Annotated in this window: 22 protein-coding genes and 2 pseudogenes; 18 read left to right on the top strand and 6 right to left on the bottom strand. The window is 45.2% G+C overall.

The features are described from left to right. Positions 1 to 478 precede the first annotated feature (478 nt). The gene (locus CFI03_RS23235) at positions 479 to 1117 is read left to right on the top strand and encodes a cell wall hydrolase (RefSeq protein WP_248760229.1); all 639 of its coding nucleotides are present in this window, start codon (positions 479 to 481) and stop codon (positions 1115 to 1117) included. A gap of 53 nt (positions 1118 to 1170) precedes the next feature. Here CFI03_RS23235 and CFI03_RS23230 read toward each other — a convergent pair whose 3' ends face one another. The 3 genes from CFI03_RS23230 to CFI03_RS23220 form a co-directional block, all read right to left on the bottom strand. Beyond that, the gene (locus CFI03_RS23230; protein WP_201002264.1) at positions 1171 to 2517 is read right to left on the bottom strand and encodes an Nramp family divalent metal transporter; all 1347 of its coding nucleotides are present in this window, start codon (positions 2515 to 2517) and stop codon (positions 1171 to 1173) included. A gap of 256 nt (positions 2518 to 2773) precedes the next feature. After that, the gene (locus CFI03_RS23225; RefSeq protein ID WP_248760227.1) at positions 2774 to 2980 is read right to left on the bottom strand and encodes a hypothetical protein; all 207 of its coding nucleotides are present in this window, start codon (positions 2978 to 2980) and stop codon (positions 2774 to 2776) included. A 67-nt stretch (positions 2981 to 3047) separates the two neighbouring features. Then, positions 3048 to 4211, bottom strand: coding sequence for a copper amine oxidase N-terminal domain-containing protein (locus tag CFI03_RS23220; protein ID WP_127499278.1), 1164 nt, complete (start codon positions 4209 to 4211; stop codon positions 3048 to 3050). Positions 4212 to 4477: 266 nt separating this feature from the next. On the opposite strand from CFI03_RS23220, the gene sigK (CFI03_RS23215) reads away from it, so the two are divergent. The 12 genes and pseudogenes from sigK (CFI03_RS23215) (at position 4478) to CFI03_RS23160 (ending at position 18530) form a co-directional block, all read left to right on the top strand. Beyond that, positions 4478 to 5176, top strand: coding sequence for an RNA polymerase sporulation sigma factor SigK (gene sigK / locus CFI03_RS23215; RefSeq protein WP_015845870.1), 699 nt, complete (start codon positions 4478 to 4480; stop codon positions 5174 to 5176). A 212-nt stretch (positions 5177 to 5388) separates the two neighbouring features. After that, complete coding sequence (locus CFI03_RS23210; protein WP_248760225.1) at positions 5389 to 6090, top strand: glycoside hydrolase family 28 protein; 702 nt, start codon at positions 5389 to 5391, stop codon at positions 6088 to 6090. After that, positions 6087 to 6743, top strand: a complete 657-nt coding sequence (locus tag CFI03_RS23205) for a hypothetical protein (protein ID WP_248760223.1) — start codon at positions 6087 to 6089, stop codon at positions 6741 to 6743. Before CFI03_RS23210 ends, CFI03_RS23205 begins: the two co-directional genes overlap by 4 nt. A 113-nt stretch (positions 6744 to 6856) precedes the next feature. Continuing rightward, a complete protein-coding gene (locus CFI03_RS23200; protein WP_248760221.1) occupies positions 6857 to 8467 on the top strand; it encodes a response regulator in 1611 nt (536 codons plus the stop codon). A gap of 53 nt (positions 8468 to 8520) precedes the next feature. Beyond that, positions 8521 to 10251, top strand: coding sequence for a cache domain-containing sensor histidine kinase (locus CFI03_RS23195; protein ID WP_248760219.1), 1731 nt, complete (start codon positions 8521 to 8523; stop codon positions 10249 to 10251). A gap of 100 nt (positions 10252 to 10351) precedes the next feature. Then, entirely contained in the window at positions 10352 to 11701 is a 1350-nt protein-coding gene (locus tag CFI03_RS23190) for an ABC transporter substrate-binding protein (protein WP_248760217.1), read from the top strand. Between the two features lie 81 nt (positions 11702 to 11782). After that, positions 11783 to 12688 (top strand): carbohydrate ABC transporter permease, encoded by a 906-nt coding sequence (locus CFI03_RS23185; protein ID WP_248760215.1) that lies wholly within the window; start codon positions 11783 to 11785, stop codon positions 12686 to 12688. Further along, positions 12689 to 13531, top strand: a complete 843-nt coding sequence (locus CFI03_RS23180) for a carbohydrate ABC transporter permease (RefSeq protein ID WP_248760213.1) — start codon at positions 12689 to 12691, stop codon at positions 13529 to 13531. Positions 13532 to 13549: 18 nt separating this feature from the next. After that, positions 13550 to 14704 (top strand): glycoside hydrolase family 88 protein, encoded by a 1155-nt coding sequence (locus CFI03_RS23175; protein WP_248760211.1) that lies wholly within the window; start codon positions 13550 to 13552, stop codon positions 14702 to 14704. An 83-nt stretch (positions 14705 to 14787) separates the two neighbouring features. Then, a pseudogene (locus tag CFI03_RS23170) lies at positions 14788 to 15921 on the top strand (glycoside hydrolase family 43 protein); the annotation flags it as partial. A gap of 248 nt (positions 15922 to 16169) precedes the next feature. Continuing rightward, positions 16170 to 16718: an RNA polymerase sporulation sigma factor SigK gene (gene sigK, locus CFI03_RS23165; protein WP_248760235.1), complete on the top strand. Its 549-nt coding sequence runs from the start codon at positions 16170 to 16172 to the stop codon at positions 16716 to 16718. Positions 16719 to 17150: 432 nt separating this feature from the next. Further along, positions 17151 to 18530, top strand: a complete 1380-nt coding sequence (locus CFI03_RS23160; RefSeq protein ID WP_248760209.1) for an ABC transporter substrate-binding protein — start codon at positions 17151 to 17153, stop codon at positions 18528 to 18530. 88 nt (positions 18531 to 18618) lie between these two features. On the opposite strand, the gene CFI03_RS23155 is transcribed toward CFI03_RS23160, so the two are convergent. Next, positions 18619 to 19401: a helix-turn-helix transcriptional regulator gene (locus tag CFI03_RS23155; RefSeq protein WP_248760207.1), complete on the bottom strand. Its 783-nt coding sequence runs from the start codon at positions 19399 to 19401 to the stop codon at positions 18619 to 18621. 53 nt (positions 19402 to 19454) lie between these two features. Here CFI03_RS23155 and CFI03_RS23150 point away from each other — a divergent pair, with 53 nt between their 5' ends. Both CFI03_RS23150 and CFI03_RS31365 read left to right on the top strand, forming a co-directional pair. Continuing rightward, positions 19455 to 20279 carry a sugar phosphate isomerase/epimerase family protein gene (locus CFI03_RS23150; protein WP_248760205.1) on the top strand — a complete coding sequence of 275 codons (825 nt, stop codon included), beginning with the start codon at positions 19455 to 19457 and terminating at the stop codon, positions 20277 to 20279. 176 nt (positions 20280 to 20455) lie between these two features. Further along, a pseudogene (locus CFI03_RS31365) lies at positions 20456 to 20527 on the top strand (flagellar biosynthesis protein FliA); the annotation flags it as partial. 127 nt (positions 20528 to 20654) lie between these two features. On the opposite strand, the gene CFI03_RS23145 reads toward CFI03_RS31365, so the two are convergent. Beyond that, positions 20655 to 21233, bottom strand: a complete 579-nt coding sequence (locus CFI03_RS23145; RefSeq protein WP_248760202.1) for a TetR/AcrR family transcriptional regulator — start codon at positions 21231 to 21233, stop codon at positions 20655 to 20657. Positions 21234 to 21376: 143 nt separating this feature from the next. Between CFI03_RS23145 and CFI03_RS23140 the strand changes: the two genes are divergently transcribed. Both CFI03_RS23140 and CFI03_RS23135 read left to right on the top strand, forming a co-directional pair. Continuing rightward, complete coding sequence (locus CFI03_RS23140; protein WP_248760200.1) at positions 21377 to 21928, top strand: quercetin 2,3-dioxygenase; 552 nt, start codon at positions 21377 to 21379, stop codon at positions 21926 to 21928. A 56-nt stretch (positions 21929 to 21984) separates the two neighbouring features. After that, a complete protein-coding gene (locus CFI03_RS23135; RefSeq protein ID WP_248760197.1) occupies positions 21985 to 22857 on the top strand; it encodes an alpha/beta fold hydrolase in 873 nt (290 codons plus the stop codon). Positions 22858 to 23444: 587 nt separating this feature from the next. Here CFI03_RS23135 and CFI03_RS23130 read toward each other — a convergent pair. Next, entirely contained in the window at positions 23445 to 24206 is a 762-nt protein-coding gene (locus CFI03_RS23130; RefSeq protein WP_248760195.1) for an SDR family oxidoreductase, read from the bottom strand. A gap of 312 nt (positions 24207 to 24518) precedes the next feature. Here CFI03_RS23130 and CFI03_RS23125 point away from each other — a divergent pair, with 312 nt between their 5' ends. Beyond that, complete coding sequence (locus tag CFI03_RS23125) at positions 24519 to 25589, top strand: alpha/beta hydrolase (RefSeq protein WP_248760193.1); 1071 nt, start codon at positions 24519 to 24521, stop codon at positions 25587 to 25589.

The following is a 25589-nucleotide window of genomic DNA, read 5'->3' as shown; positions in this document are numbered from 1 at the left end:
CGAATACTAATCGGTCGAGGGCTTATCCTACAACGTTTCCGAAGGAAACGTACTTCGGAAGCATAAACAATTGATACCCCACAAAGTGAAGCAAACGCTTCGGAGTTAAATCCGAGTACTTTGCGGGGGCCCCGGTTTGAAACCGGAAAACTTAAGGAATTCAAACTTTCGCATCCAGTTTTGAAGGCGCAAGCCATATACATAGGAAAGCCTGCCGATCATCGGCAGGTTTTTTTGTTGTTTTTACAGTTTGTTATATGTAAACATTTGTATGGATTATCACCCACTATAACCGCAATAATATTGCGAATATATATGTAGTAATGAGTTGGCTGCCAATAATTATTATGAATTATGAGAGTTATATTAGAACTAATTAGAAAATTCTATGAAAACCTTTTGATCAGGATAGTTATGGTAAACTCAGAAAACGCGAGTCTAAAGACAAGCAAGCATACATACTGGAGGGATCGCATACATGAAACGAAAGCTTGGCACACTCGTCTTATCGATGCTGATAGCATCTATCCTCTGCCTGCCTTTGGAGGCGTCAGCCGCATCGTTAAAAGTTGGCAGCAAAGGGACAGAGGTTAAGGATTTGCAAGAGAGACTTTATATGTTGGATTATTATAAAGGAAATATTACGAGTAGTTTTGGCGCTTCCACGAAGTCTGCCGTGGCGGCCTTTCAGAAGGGCGCGGGTCTGAAGCCCGACGGCGTTGCCGGCTCCATTACGCTGCACGCACTGCACAAAGTAACGGTGGATCGTTCCGACCTATCCCGTATGGCGAGGGTTGTTAATGCGGAGGCAGGTGGCGAAAGCTACAAAGGCAAGATTGCCGTAGCGGCTGTTATATTGAACCGGGCAAAAACAAGCGGTTTTCCTAGTACAATCCGAGGGGTAATTTTTGCACCAAGCGCCTTTAGCGTAGTTAGCAACGGACAGTTCTGGAAGATGCCGACAGTCAGCGCATTGGACGCTGCCAAGGATGCCGCAAAGAGGATTGATCCTACGCATGGAGCTTTGTATTTCTACAATCCCAAAATTACGAACTCCCAGTGGATGAAGTCACGCCCGGTAACCGTAAAGATTGGGAACCATGTCTTTACGAAATAACGTCCGAATAAAAGAAGCCTGCCTTTACGAATCGTAAACGGCAGGCTTTCTTTTTAACCAAAGAAGGTTTTGTAGAGCAGGAAGACGTTAAGGACGATAATAACAGCAGCCACGAACCAAGCGAGTATTTTCATCCATAACGGGTTAACGAATTTGCCCATTTTCTTTTTGTCGCTGGTGAACTGAATGAGCGGAACGACGGCAAAGGACAATTGGAACGACAGAATTATCTGACTAAGAATCAAGAGCTGTGCCGTACCGCTTTCACCGGATATCGCGGTAACAATGACGGCCGGAATGATTGCAATTAGCCTTGTGACTAGGCGGCGCAGCCAAGGCTTCATTCGGATGTTCAGGAAGCCCTCCATGACGATCTGACCGGCAAGCGTGCCTGTGAGCGTTGAGTTCTGCCCGGAAGCCAGGAGCGCTACCCCAAACAGTATGGAACCAACTGCCGTACCAAGTAGTGGAGTCAGCAGGTCATACGCCTGGCTGATTTCGGCCACCTCGGTCATACCTGCTTTATGGAAGGTAGCTGCCGAGATAATCAAGATAGCCGCGTTAATAAATAAGGCAAAGAACAAGGCGATCGACGAATCCCATGTCGCATATTTAATGGCTTGCCGCTTGCCAAGCTCGGTCTGCTCGTAACGTCTGGTTTGCACGATGGACGAATGCAGATACAAGTTATGCGGCATGACGGTAGCGCCAAGGATACCGATGGCAATATACAGCATCATTGGGTTAGTGACAATATGGTGGCTTGGAATTAATCCGGCGAACAATGCAGGCGCATCCGGTTTCGCCAGAAAAATCTCGGTAATAAAGCAAGCGCCGATTGTAAAAATTAGAACAATAACAAGTCTTTCGATATACTTGAAGCCTTTATTCTGCAGAAGCAATACAATAAAGACGTCCAGTACGGTTATTACTACCCCGTAAATCAGCGGTATGCCAAATAATAAATTAAGCGCAATCGCTGAGCCGATAACCTCGGCCAAATCGCAAGCTGCGATCGCCAGCTCGCATAGCAGCCATAACGTAAAGACAACCGGCTTGCTGTAGTGATCCCGGCAGGCCTGCGCAAGGTCTCTCCCTGTTACGATGCCCAATTTCCCTGCCAATGCCTGCAGCAGGATGGCCATCAGGTTAGAGATCAGTATAACCGAGAGCAGCGTGTAACCAAACATGGCGCCTCCGGCTATATCCGTTGCCCAGTTCCCCGGGTCCATGTAACCTACGGCCACCAGGTAGCCAGGTCCGGAAAAGGCCAATAACTTTTTCAACCAAGAGCCTTTGGTTGGTACGCGGAGCGAGCGGTGTACTTCTGGCAACGATGGCTGCGTACCTTGTGTACGCCAAGCTTCATCTTGCGACTGCGTAACGGATGTCTCCATCATGAAAATCACCTCTTGTCTTTTCCTTAGCTAATATTGTTGCACTAGTGCAACTTTTCTGTCTAAAAAAACCACATACTTAGGAGTATGCAGGGCAGATTTTATTGTTTCTTAATTTTATTGTACTCGTGCAACTTTTTTTGTCAATGACAACTTTCGCGCCTGGAAGATGGAATTACCACAAAGTATGGATTTGTTCCGCGTTTGGTGAAGAGAAAATGCAAAGGGTCGTTCTTCTGAAAGAACAACCCTTTATTCCTTAGTCTTCATTATGATCGTTGCGATGTTCATGGTGCCCGTCGAAAGTATGCTGGACATTCTCCATAAATTCTTCGACGGCTTCGCTAACCATGTCGAGCGGACCGGAGTCCTCATGATCCTTGGGCGTATTGATTCCGGCTACCGTATTGGATGTTTCGTTATAGAACTCATCGTATTCATCATTATGCTTGTCGCGTCTGCTCATGAATCAACAACCTCCTCGGCTAACATTCCAAGTCTTAAGGTAGTTTACCCAATATAAACGAAATGAATCAGGCCTTCCATGAGCTTCCATCCGAAAACTTCACTGCCGTGATTTTGATATGCTTCGCTTGCGTGGTTAAATCGTACAAGTACAGATCCCAAGTGTCTGTTTGGGACTGGCCTGACTTGATGTAATTTCCTTGCGAGATCCCCTTGAATAGATTGCTTCCGGCCCAATTGACGGACCTGTCAAAATCATCGTATAGCCGCAGGTTCATTTCGTAGGCTATGACTGTCTTTGTTGTGAGATTTTTAACGGTTAGATTTACCTCAGGGTAGCCAAGAACGTCATATGAAATCGTTGCATTCGTTACCTTAAGCGGGACATTGTTATTTGCCTTCAGCTCGTTTTTTAAATCCGTTTCTGCTGAACCTTTGTTTGCTTGAATGATGGGAGCCACTTTTGACAAATAACTCTGAGAGTAATAATACGACCTTACTTTGCTGTAATTGCTGTTCATTAGAACGTTATTATCATAATCCTCAAGACTTTTCACCACACTACCGATGTACACATAGTTGTTCAGGTACGTCGTATTGCCGACTTCCATATTGTTGGTATTGTATTTCTTTGTGCTCTTTGCTTCGAACCCAATGACGTTGGACAAGTAATCAATATCTTGAATTTCTCCGGAAGCTGGGTTATAGAAGAAATCTACGATCTTCAAATCAAGATAGCTTTTATTATTTAAGTTGCGGGCATAATCGCCGGAAATGAGAATTGGCAAATCACCGAAAGTGTACATCGTTGCTTTATTGGCGTTTGATAGGGATATCGTGCTTCCGTTAATTGAAACGGTAGCGCCTAGGCTATCCGTGATGAAGCGCAATGGTGCCATTGTTGTTCCGTTAATGGCCTTAATCGGTTCATCCAAGATGACGGTAATACCATTGACATTAGCTATTTTGCTTCCGGCCTTCATTTTCATAACAATGCCTTTTTTGCTTGCTTTAATGGTATCTCCTGGTTCTAATTCAACGGTTAACCCCATCTTTTTAAGCACGACCGTAACGGGAATGAAGGTAGTGCTATTTACAATAACCGGTGCTTGCGATAAAGATAATTTCTGTCCGTCTACCCAAATCTGAGAATAAGATTGAGCGGATGCCAGATTAGGGAGTTGAAAAGCCAGCATACAAATCATCAGTAAAAGTGCGATTTTTTTTAACATAATTGTCTCCTTTATGTATTAGTTCTCAAGACCTAAGGGATAATTCTATCACCCAATCTCAAAATAAATCAAGTAATTTATGGAAAGTAAATTATTTTCGCGTTTTATGAAAGAAGTAAGAAGAGGATGGTTATGGTTTAAAAAATGATTACCCCATACTGTACATGCACACTTAGGCCTATGCCCACATACAATGTAGAACTGACATATTAAGGAGCCGAAAGTTTCGTACGGAGTCTTTCCATTACAGCATGGGGGTGTACAGTATGGGGTTGTTTGCAGCTATAGCGCTATTCATTAAGCAGTTATCACTGCTTGTATCTTATGTGAAAAATAATGCTTTCCCGCAGCCGCTGCATGAAGAGGAAGAGATGAAGCATCTGCAATTGATGGCCGAAGGCAACGCACATTCGCGCAACTTACTTATTGAACATAACCTGCGTTTGGTCGCCCATATAGTAAAAAAATTCGATAATACGGGGGAAGACCTCGAGGATCTGATCTCGATCGGAACGATCGGTTTGATTAAAGCGATTGAAAGTTTTCAGACCGGCAAAGGAACGAAACTAGCCACATTCGCTGCCCGTTGTATTGAGAATGAAATACTTATGCATTTGCGTTCATTGAAGAAAACACGCAAGGATGTATCCTTGCATGACCCGATTGGCACGGACAAAGAGGGCAACGAAATTACGCTTATTGACATCCTCGGCACTGAAGCCGACGATGTTGTGGACCGGGTGCAGCTAAAGATCGAGAAAAGCAAGATCTACCGTAACCTCGATATTCTCGACGAACGGGAGCAGGAAGTGATCCGCGGCCGGTTCGGCCTGGATCATGGCGGGGATGAGCGGACGCAGCGCGAGATCGCGAAGGAGCTTGGCATAAGTCGCAGCTATGTGTCGCGGATTGAGAAGCGAGCGCTGATGAAGCTGTATCATGAGTTTTATAAGGCGAAGAAGTGATAGTAGTTAATCAATAAAATATTGTAATAAGCAAAGACAATCCCCTTGCGAGGTGGATTGTCTTTTTGATACGGACGGATTATGGCTTGCGCATTCGCGTTACAAAATTCTTAAAAAAGAGCACATAGTTCTATAAAAAACACATACCGCTCCCGGAAAGCGCGCTATAGAATGAACTTAATCTTATGCAGCAGTAATTGGGGGAACGCTTGGTGAAGGATCTATTCGATGTAAAAGAATTCGGGGCCGTAGGTGATGGCATTTCAATTGACACGCGCGCAATTCAGCACGCTATTGATGCTTGTCATGAAGCTGGCGGTGGATATGTTGTACTTGCCGGAGGCACATTTGTTTCAGGAACGATTTTTCTCAGATCAAACGTCTATTTGCAGGTGAATCCCTCTGCAACTTTGCTTGCCAATCCGGATATCGGAGATTATCCGGACGGGACGCATTATAACCGTTACGTAAATGAGAAGGATATGGATAAATGCTTTATTTACGCAGAGGACGCGGAAAATATCGGCGTGGTTGGCCAAGGCGAGATTAACGGCAACGCCGAGAGTTTCCCGAACTTAGGAAGCATCTATCGTCCGATGATGATGCGCTTCCTTCGTTGCCGGAATATTCATGTCAAAGGTCTACGTCTATACAACTCAACGGCGTGGACGACAGCTTTTCTGGACAGCGAAAATATTTGGTGTGAAGGTCTCGATATCCGGAATGACAAACGGTATAACGGGGACGGATTGGATTATGACGGTTGTAAAAACGTGTTTATATCTAATTGCAAAATTCTCGGCACCGATGACAATCTTTGCCTACAGGCAAGCAGCAAGGACTTTCCGATGAAAATGTCCATATCAGCAATTGCCATTTCACCTCGATATGCGCAGCTGTCCGAATCGGATTGAAGTCTGTCGGAGATATTTCGAATGTTGCTATTCATAACTGCACGTTTGAGAATGTATGGCGGGAAGGCATTAAAATCGAGTGTACGGAAGGCGGGAGTATTACAGACATCGTAGCGCAGGGACTCGTGATGAGAAATGTTTCACGGCCGATCTTTATTATTCTGAACAATCGCTTGGATGTTATTGGCTCATCGATTGGTCTTGATGAAATGCCGGCGATTGGCACGCTGGAACGGATCACACTGACGGATATCATTGCGGTGGATGATGAAGAGATGCGAAAAACCCACTATCGATTCATCGACGACGTCATGGGCTGCCCGTCATTCAGCGGGATTCGGGTGGATGCGTGTAAACATTATCCGATCCGTGATTTAACGATAAGGAATATGGCCTATACTTTTATCGGGGGAATTAAAAAGGAAGATATTCCAAATGAATACCCGGAGGTATGGGATTTGCGTAATAACCATCCTGAGAAGGTATCGGAGAATTATTACCCGACTTGGAGTCGTGCAACGTTTATGGATATACGTTGTGTAGACCGGTTAGTATTGGACGGAATTAAGCTTCATGCGAAATACGAAGATACGCGGGAATCGTACCTGCTGGATAATTGCAATACGTTAAAGATGGATATACTAGAGTATTAACATATAAGGGCATGCAGGGACGCGATCGAAAGTCGCGTCCCTGTTCCAGCATCGACATGGGCATATAGTATTGAGCTATAATCTTAAACATAGAGCAAATGAAGGGGGAGGTCATGATGAACGTCACAGTAGTTCTAGCCGACGATGAGCCGCTTATTCTGAAGGGACTGAGCAAGCTGATTCCTTGGGAAGAGCAAGGGATTGACATTATTGGATTCGCGTACGACGGGAAAGAGCTTCTTGAGATGATCGAGCAGCGTAAGCCTGATATCGTGATCAGCGATATCAGTATGCCGCATTTAAGCGGAATCGACATTATTAAGGAAGTGAAGCTTCGCGAGCTGCCTTGCAAGGTTATTTTTGTCAGCGCTTATCAGGAATTCAAGTATGCCAGAGATGCCATTGCCTATGGTGCAGTCGATTATCTGGTTAAGCCTGTCAAGAAATCGGATCTCGAAGCGGTGCTGGCTAAAGCGCTCTCCCTTATTCTTGAAAAAGGTGAGGAGGACCGCCGACGCAGCAAGTTGGACCTGCTCGAGCGAAAAAATCATGACGATGAGGTAGACGGATGGGTCGAGCAGCTTGCCGAGGGTACATTGTCGGAACAGTCCGAAGGCTACCGTTATTTGACAGAAAAGCTTTTGGGGCCGCTATATACCATAGGTGCTGCGAGAATCGATCCGGTCGGTAACGATAACGAAAGGTGGCCGATGCAGACGCAGAAGCTGGTCCAATTCGCTATTCATAATATTGTGCAGGAAAGTATTGCGGGAATTGGACAAGGTTATTCCTACGAGAAAGCCGGCAGCTTCGTGTTTGCTTTGAGTTATGAGGAGCCCGGCTTGCCGGTTCGTCTGGCGGAGATCATTAAGGACAATATCTTTAAATATCTGAAGCTTAACGTATCCGTCGGAGTTGGGGAATCTGTAAAACAATTGTCTCAATTAAGCCAATCGCGTGAACAAGCAGAGCACGCGTTATTCATGACGTATTTTACAGGATTGCACCGGGTCATCCGATACCGGAAGCCTGAACAGCGCAAAGACAGAGAGAAGGAGCTGTTCGTACTACAGTCTGAAATTATCCGCGTTATGACGGAAGGCTCCTGGGACATCGTTCTGCTTAAGGTGAAGGAGCTGCTGCAGGTTATTGAATCCGCCGCAATTGGCAACCGCCAGCTTGCGGTGTCGACCTGCTTCTCGGCACTGCTTTATATCGTGCAGGAAGTGAAAAAGTCCGATGTTCCCATGTCGGACTGGGGCTTTGATATTCAGCATTTGCAAAGCCGGCTGGGGAAATACGAGACTTTCGAAGAGATGTGCGAGGGGGTCTACGATATGATGCAGCTCTTATTCAATCGGATCGGCGATAATCCGGATCACAAGGAGCAGACGATGATTGCCCGAGTGGTTCAATATATCGAACAGCATTACATGGAAGATATATCGCTGGAGTCTGTTGCAGCGGTTGCCTTTATGAACCCTTATTATTTCAGCAGCTTCTTCAAGAAGCAGATGAAACGGAATTTCAAGCAATATGTAACCGATCTGCGGATGGAGCATGCTCTATCCCTTCTCAAGCACACCGACATGATGGTCTATGAGATTGCGGAGAAAGTCGGCTATAACAATGCAAGGCATTTCAGCGACATGTTCAAGAAACAAACAGGCAGGCTGCCTCAAGAGTATAAGAACGCTCTGAGGGATTATGGCGGAGGGGATTAGTCATTCGAAAATGGTGGAACAGCGTATTCGTTAAGTTTTCAGCAGCATTCCTAATGGTCGGACTCATTCCGCTTATCGCTCTTAGTGTTTTTTCGCTGCAGGCGTTCACGGGTCATGTTCAGCAATTCACGGTTAATAATCTGAAGCAGATGTCGCTTTATATGAGTTATAACGTGAATAACTTTTTCTCCGATTATGACGAGATTACCCGCCTTATGTATACGGGAAAGTATGAAGGATATTCGCATAACGAGTCAACGAACCAGACCGTTAATGTCAATCAGAACGAGCAGATCAACAATATTCCGATCGCCGCATTTCTAAGAACGGTCTTGTACAGCGATAAGCATATCAGGAGCGTGTTTTTCATTCGTTCCATGGACCAAAATATCTACTATGAGACGAGACAGAGCAAGCCGCTGCAGGTAGAAAAGCTACCGGTCGCTGAATGGCTGAAGCCGCTAGAGAAAGATCCGAATCATCTGTCTATTTATCCGACTCACAGCGAGACTTATTACAATTCACACAATCAGAAAGTCATTACATTCGGGCGTAATTTGATTGACATTTCAGGCACATTAACATCAGTGCCGAAGGTTGTGGGAAGCTTATTCATCGAAGTTGATGCCGGTGTGCTGGACAGCTTTTTCCAGGAGTTGAATCTTAACAAGGATGACGAGCTGTATGTGCTTGATAGCAACGACCGATTGTATTATAGCAATAAACTGGATCCGGTTGATGCGGAGCAGGCTGCATCCTTTAAAAGCGTTAATGATACAAGACTTCTTGTGTTTACCAGCGATATTCCTTACTTGGAGGGACGTATTCTTATCAGAGTATCTAAGCAGGAATTGTTCAAGCAGCTCACATCCACCCAATCAACCGTATATTTTGCGATTGCCGTCTGCGCGATCGTACTTCTTGGCATGGGTACTTTATTCTCGAGAAGACTAGCTGCCCCCATCCGTCAGGTTCTGCAGCACATGAATAAAGTAGAGATGGGGAATCTGGATATCCAGATTCAGGATTATAAAAAGGATGAAATCGGACGCTTGGCAGTTGGTTTCAATCGGATGTTAGAGAGGCTTAAAGTCTTTATTAATGATGCGTATGTTGCGGAAATTAAGCAGAAACAGGCAGAACTGAACGCGCTGAAGAGCCAGATTCGCCCCCATTATTTGTACAATACGCTCGAGGTTATCCGGATGAACGCGGTCTACAACGATGACAGTGAGGTAGCGGATATGATCCTAGCCTTGTCAAACCAATTAAAATACGTCATCGATTACGGGGAAGACTGGGTTTCTATTGAGGAAGAGCTGGATCATCTGAAGGATTATTTCTATATTATCCGGGTCCGGTATGAGAATCGGATCGATCTCAGGCTTCAGGTTGCTGATAATGTAAAGCCAAATTACCAGTTACTTAAGCTGTCGTTGCAGCCTATTGTAGAAAATGCCATTCAGCATGGCATTCGCCCGAAAGGTGGCAAAGGAAGCGTGCTTGTATCCGTGGAACGGGTGGAGGACAAGCTTTGTGTTACGGTATATGACGATGGGGCGGGCATAAGCGTGGACAAGCTGCAAGAGCTGAATCAGCTCCTGTCAAAGCCGGAAGCGCCAAGCAAAAATGTAGGTCTGAAGAACGTACACGACCGGATTAAGACGACATGCGGAGAACCGTATGGTCTCGAGATAAGCAGCATAGAGAATGTAGGCACCTCCATCCGGCTGCTATTTCCTATCATGGTGAAACATCTTAAATTACCTGCACATGAGGCTTAAAAAACTTCATTCATCGCAAATGCAGGCGATGATAAGCTTAATGGCAAGGAAGTCGACATCCTTGAAGAAGTGCTGATCCTAAAAGGGAGGTTACAGAAAGATGAAAAAGAAATCATTCCTTCAGCTATTTTCCTTGGTCCTGATCCTGTCGTTAGTGCTAACGGCATGTGGGGGTCAAAACAACAATTCAGGTTCAAACAGCAGCTCATCGTCCAACCAACCTCAAGGTTCGAACAATGGGGGGGAGAAGGCTAAGCCCGTAACGATCTCGATCGCTTATGCGACCGGCGATCCGGCGACTAAGCAGGCGATCGAAACAACGATCGATGCTTTCACGGAAGCTAATCCTAATATTACGATCAAGAACATTAGCGAAACAACCAGCGACTCTTATCTGGACTGGCTGAAAACAAAAGACGCTGTTGGCGAGTTTCCCGATCTGGTAGAAATGCGCGACACGAAGGTGTTCGCAGATGCAGGCAAGCTGGCTGAACTTCCGCAGGAGCTCCACGATCTGTTCACTTACCTGCCGGAATACAACGGTAAATATTACAATGCTCCGCTGACAGGCAACGCGCCGAACGGAATCATTTACAGTAAGAAAGCTTATGCAGATGCTGGCGTTACGGAATTGCCGAAGACGTACGACGAATTCCTTGCTATCCAGGAAAAGTTGGCTGCAACAGGCATCTCGCCAATCGTTGTAGGTGGTAAAGATTTGTTCCACATGGGCTTTTGGGTGAACTACTTCCTGATTAATAATGTGTACAATAACGATCCGGACTGGAACTCCAAGCGTACAGCAAAGTCAGCAAGCTTCACAGATGCTGCAGTTGTACAAGCGATTACGGATTACAAAGATTTGTTTACGAAATATGTAGACAAAGGCTGGCTTAGCACGGCTGATAACCAAACGGCATCGATGCTGATCTCCGGCAAAGCAGCTCAACTATACTCCGGTCCATGGATGTTTGGTCAAATTTCCGAAGCAGATCCAAACTTTGAATACGGTTTCTATGCGCTTCCTAACAAAGACGGTTCGGTTATTGTGAACGGATTGCCAACACTGTCGGGCTGGTCTCTCTCGGCTGAAGCAGCCAAAGATCCAGCAAAGGTAGAAGCGATTACAGCCTTTATTAAATTCTTCTTTGATGCGGCGCAATACAGTCCATATCTGGCGACGGTAAATGGTATTCCAACGACTAAAGCGGAAGTTACCTACGAAACAGGCGAGCAGATGAAGGAAGTGCTGAGGCTGATGGCTGATTCTTCTATTAAGAAATCGATGATGATTAACCAATGGTTCGGCGATAATGCGATTCCTCCGCAATTCCGCAACTGGTTCTATAAGTTGCTGCAGGATCTGGTTGTCAAAAATGCCGATGTTAACGAATACATGAAGCAGTCCGATACGGAATACGACAACAATGTGAAGGCCAATAGTCAATAACATCTTAGAAATAAACATGCGGGATAACCTCTGCTTACCCAGCAGAGGTTTTCTTTCTATAAGAGGCAGGAGGAGTGCGTTATGAGTGCCACAGTATTAATTAAGAAAAGAAAGCAATGGTGGCGGAGCTACGCGATATGGTTTATACTGCCGGCCTTTATCCTGTATAGTCTGTTCGTCATGCTTCCCACCTTAAGCAGTATTTATTTAAGTTTTACTTCGTGGGACGGAATTAGTGAAAATGTCCGGTACATCGGTCTAGACAACTTCAAGGAGATTTGGGAAAGTCCACGGGTTCATCATGCATTAAAAAACACAATCATTGTAGCTATTTCACTTGTAGTCTTGGAGAACGTTGTAGCATTGCTGCTAGCCATATTAGTAGACCAGGTGCGCTGGCTACGTAATTTCTTTCGCAGCATCTTTTATTTTCCGGTATTAATGAGCGGCATCATTATGGGCTTTATTTGGATGATTATTCTGAACTACAATTTTGGGGTCGTTAATCAGGTGCTTGATATGATTGGACTAGGTTCCATTAAAGCTGATTGGCTCGGCGATCCGGATTTTGCCTTGCTATCGATCATATTGTCAACGGTGTGGAAATCTTCAGGCTACTATATGATCATTTACCTTGCAGGTCTACAAGGAGTTCCGCAGGAGCTGCTTGAAGCGGCAAGTATTGACGGGGCGGGTAAATGGAAGCAGTTCCGTCACGTGACTTTCCCGCTGCTTGCAGGTGCTACAACGGTATGTGTCATGCTGTCGATGATCAATTCCTTGAAGTTGTTTGATCAGATCGCAGTTATGACCAACGGTGGCCCCGGCTTCGCAACAGAGACGTTGACTTATATTATATACAAGGTGGCGTTTGGCGAAGGTAGACAAGGTTTCGGAACCGCACTTGCCATCGTGCTGTTCATTCTCATCCTGATCGTATCGCTGATTCAAATTCGCGTACTTCGCAAGAGGGAGGTGCAGATGTAAATGAATAAAAAAGCTAAAACACCAGTGACGGCAGGCAATATTCTTTTGTTCGTTGTCACAATTGTCATCGCTATTATATTTGTCTTTCCGATCTTCTTCAACATTATGTCTGCCTTCAAATCCAACCCGGAAATTATGAAGGACGCGATAGCTTTTCCGAAGGGATTTTATGTTGAAAGCTTCAAGTATTTGGTGACGAAGACGGACTATCCGAAAGCGATGCTGAATAGTGCTATTCTAACACTTGGTTCTATTGCAGCCATGATTGTTATTATCCCAATGGCAGCTTACGCTATTGAACGGAATAACAAGAAGTGGACGAATGCTGTCTTTGTTTTCTTCCTGTTCGGTATGATGGTTCCGTTCCAGGTTTATATGATTCCGCTGTTCAAGGAATTAAATATAATGGGGCTGTTTGGCAATCTGGTTGGACCTATTATGATTTACATTGCCGGTTCGGTTGGATTTGGTGTCCTGCTGTACACCAGCTTCCTTAAAGGTGTTCCGCGCGAAATCGAGGAGTCGGCAGAAATTGACGGCTGTACCCGGATCGGAATTTTCTGGCGTATCGTCTTCCCGCTGCTAGGACCGGTTACAGCGAGTATGGTCGTGCTGCAAGGCTTAGGGATTTGGAATGACTTCCTAATGCCGATGCTTGTTCTCCCATCTGGGCAGACGAAGACGATGATCGTCGAGCTGTTCTATTATGTCGGCGAGTTCTCTTCCCGCTGGGACATGATCTTCGCGGGCACGACTATGTCACTTGTGCCAGTGCTGATTGCTTTCCTGTCCCTTCAGAAGTATTTTGTTAAAGGCGTCTCTTCCGGCGCAATCAAAGGATAGTAGTAGAGGAGATTCATTATGTTGAATGAGACGGATAGGGTATGGCTGCATGGCGTTATTGATAAAATCTCAAATAAGATGGAATGGGTAAGCGAGAAGACAAAAGATAAGATTCCTTATACAACGATTAATGGCACATACGATGACCGTTCGGTCGACAATCCGACAGGCGATGCTGCAGACGGACTCTGCTGGTGGACCAACGGCTTCTGGGGCGGCATGATGTGGCTTATGTATCACGAGACTGGCAATGAAAAGTACAAGGAAATCGCCCAAATTTCGGAAGGTAAACTGGATCAGTGCTTCCAGGACTACTATGGTCTGCATCATGATGTAGGGTTTATGTGGCTTCCTACCAGTGTGGCTAATTACCGGGTAACGGGCAATCCGGAATCCCGTAAACGTGCGATGCATGCTGCGAATTTGCTGGCAGGACGATTTAATCTTGCCGGAGGTTTCATCCGGGCTTGGAATGATCTTGAGGGGCAGGATACAAGAGGCTGGGCAATTATCGATTGCATGTTTAATATTCCGCTTCTCTATTGGGCTTCAGAAGAGACGGGGGATCCTCGCTTTAAGCAAATCGCCATGAAGCATGCGGATACGACGATGTCAGCTTTCGTTAGAGCGGATGGTTCGGTGAATCACATCGTTGAGTTCGATCCGTTTAACGGCGGAGTGGTGAAAACGTATGGCGGCCAAGGCTATGAAGAAGGTTCATCATGGACAAGGGGGCAAACCTGGGCGCTGTATGGCTTTATGATGAGCTATATTCATACCGGCAAAGAGGAGTACTTGCAGACAGCGAAACGTATTGCACATTATTTTATTGCTAATATTCCGGATAGTGGAGTTATCCCGGTAGACTTCCGTCAGCCTGCTGAGCCGCGGCGGGAAGATGATACTGCTGCAGCGATTGCTGCCTGCGGCCTGATTGAAATCGCGAAGCGTGTCGGTCCTTACGAGAAGGATTTCTTCATAAATGCAGCTATTAAATTACTCCGTACGCTCGACGAGTCCCGTAGCGATTGGACAGAATCTACGGATGCAATCCTGCAGAATGGAACCGGTGCCTATCATTCCAAAACACATCATCATGCTATTATTTATGGTGATTATTATTTCATCGAAGCCATTTTCAAGCTGAAGGGCAATGATCTTTATCTCTGGTAGTAAAAATGAATCAGCCTGAATAAATCAAGAAGCCGCCGATCGATTCATCCATACGGCGGCTTTTTGATGAAGGAGATAACCAAATGACCATTATTCATAATCCTGTATTGCGGGGCTTTAACCCTGATGCATCCATGCTTCGTGTTGGTGACGATTATTATATCGCCACTTCAACGTTCGAATGGTTCCCTGGCGTACAAATTCATCATTCCCGTGATCTTATTAACTGGCGCGTCATATCCCGTCCGCTTGACCAAGCGTCCGTGCTGGATCTGCGTGGTGTACCAAGCTCCGGCGGGATCTGGGCACCAGCGCTGACTTACGACAATGGCATCTTTTATTTAATGATTACTACCGTTATGGCACGTCGCGGCGTTTTTAAAGATCTGCATAATTATCTGCTTACGGCAACGGATATTAACGGACCATGGTCCGAGCCTCTCTTCCTGAACAGTAGCGGATTTGATCCGTTCCTGTTCCATGACGACGACGGCAGCAAGTGGCTGCTTAATATGAAGTGGGACTTTCGCAAGGGGAAGAACCGTTTCGCTGGAGTTGTGATGCAACAATATTGTCCGGACCAAAGAAAACTGATTGGCGCGATAAAGACTGTTGCTACAGGGACATCAATTGGCGTAACGGAAGGTCCATTTCTGTTCAAGCGTGAAGGCTTGTACTATCTGTTGCTCGCTGAAGGTGGAACGGGCTGGAATCATGCGGCGACACTGGCGCGGTCACGCTATATTGACGGTCCGTATGAATACGATCCCGATTATCCGCTCATTACGACGGTAGACGTGCAGGATCATCCGCTTCAAAAGGCGGGTCATGGCGCGATTGTTGAAACGCAAAACGGGGAATGGTATTTATCCTACATTTGCGCACGTTCATTACCGGGAAGACGATTATCCCCGCTCGGACGTGAGACCGGTCTGGCAAAGGTTGTTTGGACGGAGGACGGATGGCTGCGTTTGGCAAGCGGCGGGAAAGCACCAGCTTTGATCATGGAGCCTCCGGATTTGCCACTTCATCCGTTCCCAGTGTTGCCGGCCGTGGATCATTTCGATCATGAGAAGCTTGGTGTTCAATATTTTACTCTGAGAGTGCCTGCTGCTGAAGACTGGCTCAGCTTGACGGAACGTCCGGGATATTTACGGCTTCGTGGCAGGGAGTCGCTTTACTCTTGGTTCCGTCAAAGCGTGGTGGCAAGAAGGCTGGAGGTAGTGCCTGTTCTGGTAAAAGTCAATAAATGCAATCTCGTTGAAAAACAATACGACAGCAACGCCCAATACATGGCTACAGATGTCCAGAAGTTATGGACACAGCTCATCCCGCTGCTTATCCAAGGAAAAGTAAAATGGTTTTAGAATAAATAAGCTTTAGGTTTAGGCGGCCGGAGTCCTGATTTTCATTGGACTTAGGCCGTTTAATTTTCCCTGTAAACTGTAAACGTTAATCTCTTCGCATACAGGACAAGCAAGTGTTGACATTGTTTCGTGTCCATAACCTCAAAAAATTCGATAATACAGGGGAAGATCTTGAGGATCTTATTTCGATTGGAACTATTGGTTTGATCAAAGCGATTGAAAGTTTTCAAACGGGGAAGGGTACAAAACTTGCTACCTTCGCTGCTCGTTGTATTGAGAATGAAATACTTATGCATTTGCGTTCGCTGAAGAAAACACGCAAGGACGTGTCACTACATGACCCGATTGGCACGGACAAAGAGGGCAACGAAATTACGCTTATTGACATCCTCGGCACGGAAGCCGACGACGTCGTGGACCGCGTGCAGCTGAAGATTGAGAAAAGCAAGATCTATCGCAACCTTGATATTCTAGATGAACGGGAGCAGGAGGTGATCCGCGGCCGGTTCGGCCTGGATCATGGCGAGGATGAGCGGACGCAGCGCGAGATTGCTAAGGAGCTGGGGAATAGCCACAGCTATGTGTCGCGGATTGAGAAGAGGGCTCTCATGAAGCTATATCATGAGTTTTATAAGGCGAAGAAGTAAAAGAGTACTCTTAATATTAAGTGGTACTATGCCAAATAGTTGATAATGTCAGAGAAGAGCATTGCGTTTATGCAATACTCTTTTTCTTTATTTAGTCCCTTTGTTAATTACCCATTGATGGGAATAATCCCTGTCCCTTTTCTTTCCGACTTGGCAATCGCTTGTGTTCGATTTTTCGAACTTATTATTAATACAGATTTTACGTATTGTTTAATAGTCACTTCACTGATGTTCATAGTAGGAAGTTGTCGAATTTTTGGAATAATGATTTGAAAATGTACGTCTGCATTTTCTCTCTTTATAGAATTAATGTTTGAAACTTACAAATCAAGTTTAGATTCTCCATGGTTTGATTGCCGGAAAGCATATAACATTTCTTATTGTAAGCGCTGTACTTCAGAAAAGACAGCCAAATCATAGGGGGGATATGAGATGTGGAAAAGGAATTCGCTGCTTATGTCGTTGATTCTGATTCTGTTATTGGCTGCAGGATGCAGCAGCAACGGCGGCAGTAACAAGAACAACAATGCAGGAGTCGTCAGTACGCCTGCTTCTTCGGAATCGGAAGCCAATGATGCAACTCCCGCTGCCATTCAGGATGATACCGGAACACCTGAGATGGATTTCGACATGGGCGGTCGAACGATTAAATGGGTTTCCTGGTATGACGAATCCATCAAGGAAGATAATCCGGATAATATCAAGCGAAAGCAGAATCTGGATGAACTAATGAAAAAGCATAATTTCAAGATTGAATATGTCACAGTTGACTATGCAGAATATTCCAGCAAGGTTACAGCCTCGCTGCTTGCCGGAGAACCGATCGGCGACATTATCCGGATGGCTAGACCGTGGATGATTCCATCACTTGTTAAGCAGGAGCTATTCTCTCCTGTAGACGAATATACGAAGAATGACAAGGTATTTATTCAGCAATATACAAACGATTATTCGCAGTACGAGGGCAGAGGCTATGGATTCCGCTCCGGAATTAACGGCGCATCGTCAGGTATTTTTTATAACCGTACTCTGATGAATAAATTAGGCATGAAGCCGCTGCAGGATTATGTGAAGGATGATAACTGGAACTGGGATACTTTCATCCAGGTTGCCAAAGAAGCTGACAAAGATACGGACAATAACGGTAAGCTGGATACATGGGGGGTTGCTACAGCCAATATTCTGGTGCAGGCGCTGGCTTCCAATGACGCCAATCTGGTCGCTGGCGATAAACAGAATTTGGAGGACCCGAAAACAAAGGAAACGCTGGAGTTCATCTCCAAGCTTGCTACGGAAAATATCGCTAGACCTACTGAAGGCGGAGACTGGACGGAACCTGGGCAGTTTTTCCGTCAAGGCAACACATTGATGTATGCGGGAAGCGATTATGAGATGGATGGCTTCAAAAAGGATATGCCGGATATGGATATCGGATTCCTGCCATTTCCTAAAGGACCTAGCGCGGTGGCCTATCACTCGCATTTGACGATTCCGAACTACATGACCATTCCGAGTGTAATAGAGCATCCTGAGCAGTTGGTCTATATCTATGAGAAAATCAATGATATCGATTCCATTTACGATTATCCGAAGCAGGCCACGCTGGAGACGTTATTTAACAATGAAGATGATATCGATAACGCCAAGACAGCAGGAGAAACGATTAATAGGGTTGACGGAAAGGATGGCTATCCGAATATGCCTTACTATGAAATGGTCGATGAAATTCTGAAGGGTGTATCCGTATCCACGGTAATTGACAAATACAAAGAGCAATTCCAGTCGTCTATTGATGAAGTCTGGAAGAAGTAACGGCACTTTGAGCGACAAGGACAGGTCCCCATTGCAGCAGAAATGGGGACCTCCGTCTTACATCTGCTTTGCCGGTGTCATACGAAGATCATTTTATTTTGGCGGCGGATGGAGGATATCCCTTTATCTCTTTAAATACTTTGCTGAAATAATAAATATCTTGGATTCCGCAGCGCTCTGCGGCTTCCTTTACGGTGAAATCACCGGAAGAAAGCATCATTTCTGCGTTATTGATCCGGATGCGGTTGACATATTCCTTGAAAGACATCCCGGTATTCTGCTTGAATAGCTTTCCGAAGTACACAGGATGCAGTCTCAAACCTTCCGCGATCTCATTAATAGCTATATGGTCCGAGTAATGTTCGGTTAAATATTCTATAAGCTTCTTTATTCGGGGATCAAGAGAGACTGGTAAATTTCGGTGAAAGCTGGTTAACAGACGGTGGATGATCAATTCGAATAGTGCCCGTGCCTGAATATGGTAATAAGGCTGCTTGCTCATCCACACATGGTTAAATTCACGCAGATAGCTTAGGATCTCTTTCGTGATAACCTTTTTCGTCAACCCCTGAAAAGGCATATGAATATGATTATGAGGATCTGCCCAGTAGAAGTTAAAAGGATAGGAATGCATTGGAGAATCTTTAAAGGTATAAGCTTCCCTAACACTGCCGCTGGGAACATAGACGAGATCTCCTGCTTCAGCGGTGAATTTCTTGCCGTCAATATAGTAATTAGCCTTTCCTTCGATAACAAAGGTGAGATCGTGAAAGCTGATTTTAGCCTTTTGTATGGTCCAATCCGGATAACATCTTCGATCAACAAACAAAAAGATATTAGGAACAAGATAGGGATGGTGTTCTAGGTCCAATAGGGTTCGCCTCCTATACAGCATATATAGATTACATGCAAAGGGAGATTGTTATGATTACATTAACAGGCTTTGCTGATGAAATCTCATCAGAATTGGATATTCAGCTGGATGTCCTCGAATCGGAACAAATCCATCATCTAGAGCTGCGAAGTGTTTGGGGGAAAAATGTATTACAGCTCACTGATGATGAAGCCGTAAAAGTAAAAGGAATATTAGAGGACAGGGGATTTCAGGTATCTTCCATAGGCTCTCCATTAGGTAAAATTAAAATAACCGACAATTTTGATCTGCATCTTGAAGAGGCAAGGAAGGCCATATGGCTTGCATCGTTTTTTCAGGTTTCATATATCCGTATTTTTTCGTTTTATATTCCTGACGGTGAACATGATCGCTACCGTTCGGAAGTTCTCTCGCGCATGCAAAGTCTTGTACAATTGGCGGAGAGAGCAGGTATCGTGTTACTACACGAAAATGAAAGCCATATTTATGGGGACAACGGCGAACGGTGCCGGGATTTATTACAAGCCATATCATCGCCTTATTTACGCGCTGCCTTTGATCCGGCAAATTTCGTGCAATGTAAGGTGAGTCCAGTAACTGAAGCCTATCCTTTGTTGGATGAATATATCTCCTATATTCATATTAAAGACGCTGTCATGGAGACAGGTTCAGTTGTTCCGTCCGGTGAAGGAGACGGACAGTTGAGGCAGCTTTTACAAGCATTGAAGCAAAAAGGATATGGCGGATATCTGTCTCTGGAACCACATCTGCAGGCAGCTGGGAGACTGGAAGGGCTTAGCAAGCCGGAATTATTCATTGTTGCTTCAAGAGCGATCAAACTATTATTAGCAGAACAGAATATACCCTGGTTGTAATCATGCACGGGCAGCCGGTTTGTTGCGACCGGTTTTTTTTGTTTCTTTCATGATAGGTTTAGATTTAAATGACTTCAATTACTTTCAATAAAGCCCTATAATCGCTAAGGTGAAAAATCTATAATTAGACAGGCTACTTAAATGAATTCAATAAATCTGGAAGGCAAGGGCGGGGCAGTTACGTGTCACGGATTGAGAAGCGAGCTTTGATGAAGCTGTACCATGAGTTTTGTAAGGCGAAGAAGTAAAGGTGTATGTCCCAGTACACAAAATAAATATTGTTGAAGAAAAGACAATCCGCTCTTTGAAAGATGTGGATTGTCTTTTTCGATGCGAATAAAACGCACTCTTTGAGCCTCCTTCAAACTTCAAGCATTAAGCATCAAGTATCGCTATTGAAGCATCCGCTATTTGATGGAGTTTTTTTTTATCCGTTGACGTTCGAACTAAGACTCGTAATCCAATTAGCGTAGTCTGCAAACTAGCTGCAAGTATCTCGGCATTCTTATCAATTGGAATCTCACCCAAATGCTGGGCTTTTTGAATGAGATCCACGAAAACTTTCTCCGTGTAGTTAAAACCTTCGGTTGTTATATCTCGTACTTCCGGATCCCTCATAGCCAGTTCGGTCACAGAATTCACAAATAAACAGCCTACCGGTCGATCATCGTCTACTTCAATCAGATAATCAAACAGGAAGCGAATGACTTGTTTCGCCGTATAACCACGCGCTATTGCTTCCTGAATAGTTGCTCTTTTCTGTTTTTCGTACAACTCCAACGTCTTTACATAAAGGCTATGCTTATCGCCAAAAGTAGCATACATGCTTCTGCGATGTATACCCATATGCTCAACAAGGTCCTGAAGCGAGGTTTTTTCATAACCCTTTTCCCAGAATAAATGCATCGCCTTTAGAAGTACATCATTTTCATCGAACTCTTTACTTCTTGTCATCGTGTTCACCTCATTATTACGATTCTATCATAATGAGAACGATCGGTAAAATATAAGTCATGAACAAATAACTGACTGTAATAAATTATGAAATATTAAGTTTGTTGCGGATGCGTTGACAAAACATAAAGAGAATTATTATTATGAGAACGATCGATCTCATTACTGCGCAGGTAAAAAATCGACAACAAGAGGAGACCGGGAAAACCATGAGCAATCAAAGCAAAGCAGGAGTAATGCGCCGGAAATCTGATACTGACAATACGTACTTATTCTTAACCGACATCAATTCCATCTTAGTAAGCGGAGAGGACACGAACGGGGAGTTTTGCGTGGTGCATTGTTCGGTTAATGAGAATGACGGCCCGCCGCTTCACATCCACGGAAACGAAGATGAATCTTTTTACTTGTTGGATGGAGAGCTAGAGATGATTCTTGGGGATGACACGTTTTTAGTGCAGAGCGGAGAATACGTATTCGCCCCTCGCGGCATTCCACATACCTTTAAAGTAAAATCCAAAAAGGCTCGATTCTTAGTTACGGCCTATCCTGCGGGTTTTGATTCCTTTGTCATGGAACTTGGCGTTCCTTACGTAGAAGGAATGGAAGCTCAATTTACGCCTCCTACTCCCGAGTTTCTACAGAAGCTCGTAGAAGTATCCAGAAAATATAATATTACGTATCCGGGTCTTTAATTTTCCTTTGCAATCTCAGAAAAAGCACTTCTATTTAAGAATTGGAGAGATATGCCATGACAACACCGAGACCATATAAGATTTTGATCAACGGAGTAGTGCAAAGCTTTCACATCGCCGGCAGTGGGCCGGTTTGTCTGGTCCATGCAGGAGGTCCAGGATTCGATTGGAATTATATACGTTTGCCGCTGCTTGAACAAACCATGACCGTTGTTTATATCGAGCCTATAGGAACCGGGGATTCAGGGCTGTTGTCAGACGGTGATTACAGCATGCCGCGATACGCTTATCATGCGCATAAGATTGCTGAGCACATCGGAACCGAAAAGCCCTACTTCTTGGGCCATTCGCATGGAGGCTTTGTAGGACTTCAATATGCTATAGATTACCCGAATGAGATCGGAGGACTCATTCTCCATAGCAGTGCTCCATGCATGGTACCCGAGCTTGGATTCGAGCAGACCCGGCAAATCAAGCTATATGCTGAGCGCTGGCCGGATCGTCCGGAAGCTCAAGATGCGTTTCAGGCTTGGATGGACTTGGGATCGGGAGCCGCGCGAGACAGTGAGTCGTTCCTAAAACTGTTGGGGCGGTTGTTACCCGCATTCTTCGGGAATTATTGGAACCTTCCGGAGGAGTTCAAGGAATGGAGAGACAATTTGAATTTTTACCTTATTCCTCGAAATCCGCATACTTGGGATGCGAGGGAGGTTTTAAATACGATTGATACACCGACTCTCATCTTGGTCGGAGAGCATGATTTCAACTGTGGCCCGCGTTGGGCTGCCGAGATGAACGAAAAAATGCCTAACTCGCAGCTCTACACCTTTGAAGCAGGCGGTCATATGAGCCATATCGAGAGCCCGGAGGAATTTGCGAAAGCCGTGAGTGATTTTGTCTCTCAGCCTTTTCAGACGAGGAATTGGTAAAAGCTTTAATAAATCTATTTGTCATTAAGACTTAGACAATCCACAAACCTATGTGGGTTGTCTTTTTTTTGTGTTGTGTCCCATATATTGGAGATTGGCTGGCTTGTGAACGGGTCTCCTCTTGAACGCAAGTGGATTGTATTTTTCAAGCTTGGTTAACTTTAGTTAATATACATCTATTAAATATCGCTTTACCCTTTTTGCAAAAATGGGCACAAGGAGAGATTCCATGGCAAATTATTCGGAGCATGATATATGTTCCATGCCTAGTGATTCACGGAATGGGGTTTGCCGATTTATTAAAAGGATGCATCTGGCAAAAAGTTTTTTAGCGTTTAACATTTTTCGTTTCAATTAAGGATTTGAGATTGCCCAGCTGGGAATTCTGGCCATCTTGTTGCCTATCCTCCTTCTCATGCAGAAATGGAGATATTCGGTAAGAGTCGTTAATATCTGTTCGGCAATCGCTTTTTTACTAGGTGGCTTGTGGCTGACGGAAAGAATCCTCTAAGGCAGCCTTCGAACTGTGGGAAATGCATAAGCGAAACCGCGCGAATATATCGCGCGGTTCTCATTTTACGAAAGGATTACCAAGGGAGCTGGTTATTCATGAAGAAGAACTGGCCGGTTGGCCCGTCAACAGGCAGCGAAGCCAGCATTACGCTTGTCTTGCTGCCTTCCGCAGCGTCTAATTCGGCGTATTGCCCGCCGATTTCTGTCTTCACCCAGCCCGGATGAGCAGAGTTGACTTTAACCGGGGTATCCCGGAGCTCGTGCGCCAGATGAATAGTAAACATATTCACGGCCGCCTTGGACGTGTCGTACGCGAACACTTTCATGTTGTAGATCGGGGCTTCTGGATTGGCATGCAGCGTTAGGGAACCGAGAACGCTGGACAAATTGACGATTCTGCCTGCGGGCGATTTGCGGATCAACGGCAGAAGCAATTGCGTCAGTTCGACCAAGGTAAAGAAATTGGCTTCGAACGTTTCACGCAGGATATCCGGCGTTACGCTGCTGGTTTCGTTCATGGGTACAAGATGCTCCACTTCCTTTTGCACCCCGGCATTGTTAATCAGGATATCAAGCTTTCCGTACTTTTGTTCAAAGAAAGCATATGCGGCTTGACGATCGTCAGCCAGCAGCACATCGAATTTCATGCTTTCCGCTTGGATGCCTTCTGCCTGCAGCGCTGCTGCCGCGACTTTTCCTCTCTCTCCATCGCGCGAACCGATGACGACATGAGCGCCGAGCTTGCCTAATCCGCGTGCCGTCTCCAGGCCGATGCCCCGGTTTCCTCCAGTAATGAAAGCGACTTTCCCTTCGAGATTGCTTTGGTATGCAGTCATGTTAATTTGCTCCTTCTCCCGGTTATTTGGTGAATCAAATTGAGTTTAGCCATATTCGACGTCTTTTTTAGAATGATCATTCCCAATAGACTCGAATTCATCATATCCTATTGAGAACGATCGGTAAAGAATTTTTTTTTTGCCGGTTGAACAGCTCTTGGTTGTTTAATTGCTCCTATGTTAATCACGGTGACGATGCATATCTCAGTTAAATAATTGCAAGTGAATATATAATTTGTAAGGTTACGTCGCTCTTTATCGTCATGATACTATTAACCTATTACCAAGCGACCGAAGGGGCGATCATGAACGATGAGAAATAGGAATGTAACTGCCGTGCCGGCTGAATATTTTAAATCAGTGAAGTCAGAGCTTCAAGGTACGATTCAAGAGGTTTCCTACGAGGCAAGCAGCTATATTGATATATCCCGGCAGCTTGTCGCCAAGGAGAACATCGCCATCAGCGAAGCGGGGAGAGGAACCGTTGCGGGCGATGCCATCTGGAAAAGATGCAATGTTTACCTGCCAGCGGGTTATGATTCGAGCGACAAGGACACCAGATACAATGTCATGTATTTGCTTCACGGCGTTGGCGGGAGTCAATTCGAATGGTTAAGCAGCAACGGTCAGGTTGACGAGCGATATATCATTTGCAACATATTCGATAATCTCATTGCAAAGGGGGACATCGAACCGCTGATCGTCGTATTCCCCAACGGAAGAAGCGCCCATGACTGGACGGACGCATCCTTTACGACCGAAGGAACCAATATGCTGGGATTCTATTACTTCGATTACGAGCTGAGACACGATCTGATTCCGTTTATAGAATCCAATTACAAAACTTACGCGAACATAACGGACACATCCCCTGAGGGAACCCTATTTAATCGCGCGCATCGAGCGATCGCCGGACTTTCGATGGGTGGAATGCAGGCTCTGAATCTGATTGTCGGCGGTTACAGATACGACTCGACGCGATTCACGGGAACCGAAAGTTCCTGGAACAACGGGTTGGATAAGACGGTGCCGGCGCCAGGCATGATAGATTTGTTCGCTTATGTCGGTGCTTTTTCGAATGCTCCCACATCGAGTGAAGGCAGCGTTCTTGGAGCAAGCCTGGGATCCTCCGATCATAAGCTCCAGCTGCTGTATATGACCTGTGGAGATGCCGATGGCGTAGCCATTACGAGCTACGCGAAATCGATAGAGGGGCTTACAGAACATGCGGGAAATCATCTTGGTCCTTTTTATCAAGTTCTGATTAAGGACGGTTTTCACGATTTTAATGTTTGGAATAACGGTGCCTACAACTTTAGCCGCCTGATATTTGGAAATAGCGAAGAGTATGCAGAATCGGATGTTATTCGGAAGACGCTTTAG

Origin of the sequence: Paenibacillus sp. ATY16 (genome assembly GCF_003399985.2) — a bacterium.
GTDB classification, from domain to species: domain Bacteria; phylum Bacillota; class Bacilli; order Paenibacillales; family Paenibacillaceae; genus Pristimantibacillus; species Pristimantibacillus glycanilyticus.
Note: the sequence above shows the minus strand (reverse complement) of the source record. Positions and strands in the feature narration are given on the sequence as shown.

Coding starts and splice junctions, on each gene's coding strand:
- CFI03_RS23235 (WP_248760229.1), top strand. CDS start 479: ATGAAACGAAAGCTTGGCACACTCGTCTTATCGATGCTGATAGCATCT.
- CFI03_RS23230 (WP_201002264.1), bottom strand. CDS start 2,517: ATGATGGAGACATCCGTTACGCAGTCGCAAGATGAAGCTTGGCGTACA.
- CFI03_RS23225 (WP_248760227.1), bottom strand. CDS start 2,980: ATGAGCAGACGCGACAAGCATAATGATGAATACGATGAGTTCTATAAC.
- CFI03_RS23220 (WP_127499278.1), bottom strand. CDS start 4,211: ATGTTAAAAAAAATCGCACTTTTACTGATGATTTGTATGCTGGCTTTT.
- sigK (WP_015845870.1), top strand. CDS start 4,478: ATGGGGTTGTTTGCAGCTATAGCGCTATTCATTAAGCAGTTATCACTG.
- CFI03_RS23200 (WP_248760221.1), top strand. CDS start 6,857: ATGATGAACGTCACAGTAGTTCTAGCCGACGATGAGCCGCTTATTCTG.
- CFI03_RS23195 (WP_248760219.1), top strand. CDS start 8,521: ATGGTCGGACTCATTCCGCTTATCGCTCTTAGTGTTTTTTCGCTGCAG.
- CFI03_RS23190 (WP_248760217.1), top strand. CDS start 10,352: ATGAAAAAGAAATCATTCCTTCAGCTATTTTCCTTGGTCCTGATCCTG.
- CFI03_RS23185 (WP_248760215.1), top strand. CDS start 11,783: ATGAGTGCCACAGTATTAATTAAGAAAAGAAAGCAATGGTGGCGGAGC.
- CFI03_RS23180 (WP_248760213.1), top strand. CDS start 12,689: ATGAATAAAAAAGCTAAAACACCAGTGACGGCAGGCAATATTCTTTTG.
- CFI03_RS23175 (WP_248760211.1), top strand. CDS start 13,550: ATGTTGAATGAGACGGATAGGGTATGGCTGCATGGCGTTATTGATAAA.
- CFI03_RS23160 (WP_248760209.1), top strand. CDS start 17,151: ATGTGGAAAAGGAATTCGCTGCTTATGTCGTTGATTCTGATTCTGTTA.
- CFI03_RS23150 (WP_248760205.1), top strand. CDS start 19,455: ATGATTACATTAACAGGCTTTGCTGATGAAATCTCATCAGAATTGGAT.
- CFI03_RS23145 (WP_248760202.1), bottom strand. CDS start 21,233: ATGACAAGAAGTAAAGAGTTCGATGAAAATGATGTACTTCTAAAGGCG.
- CFI03_RS23140 (WP_248760200.1), top strand. CDS start 21,377: ATGAGAACGATCGATCTCATTACTGCGCAGGTAAAAAATCGACAACAA.
- CFI03_RS23135 (WP_248760197.1), top strand. CDS start 21,985: ATGACAACACCGAGACCATATAAGATTTTGATCAACGGAGTAGTGCAA.
- CFI03_RS23130 (WP_248760195.1), bottom strand. CDS start 24,206: ATGACTGCATACCAAAGCAATCTCGAAGGGAAAGTCGCTTTCATTACT.
- CFI03_RS23125 (WP_248760193.1), top strand. CDS start 24,519: ATGAGAAATAGGAATGTAACTGCCGTGCCGGCTGAATATTTTAAATCA.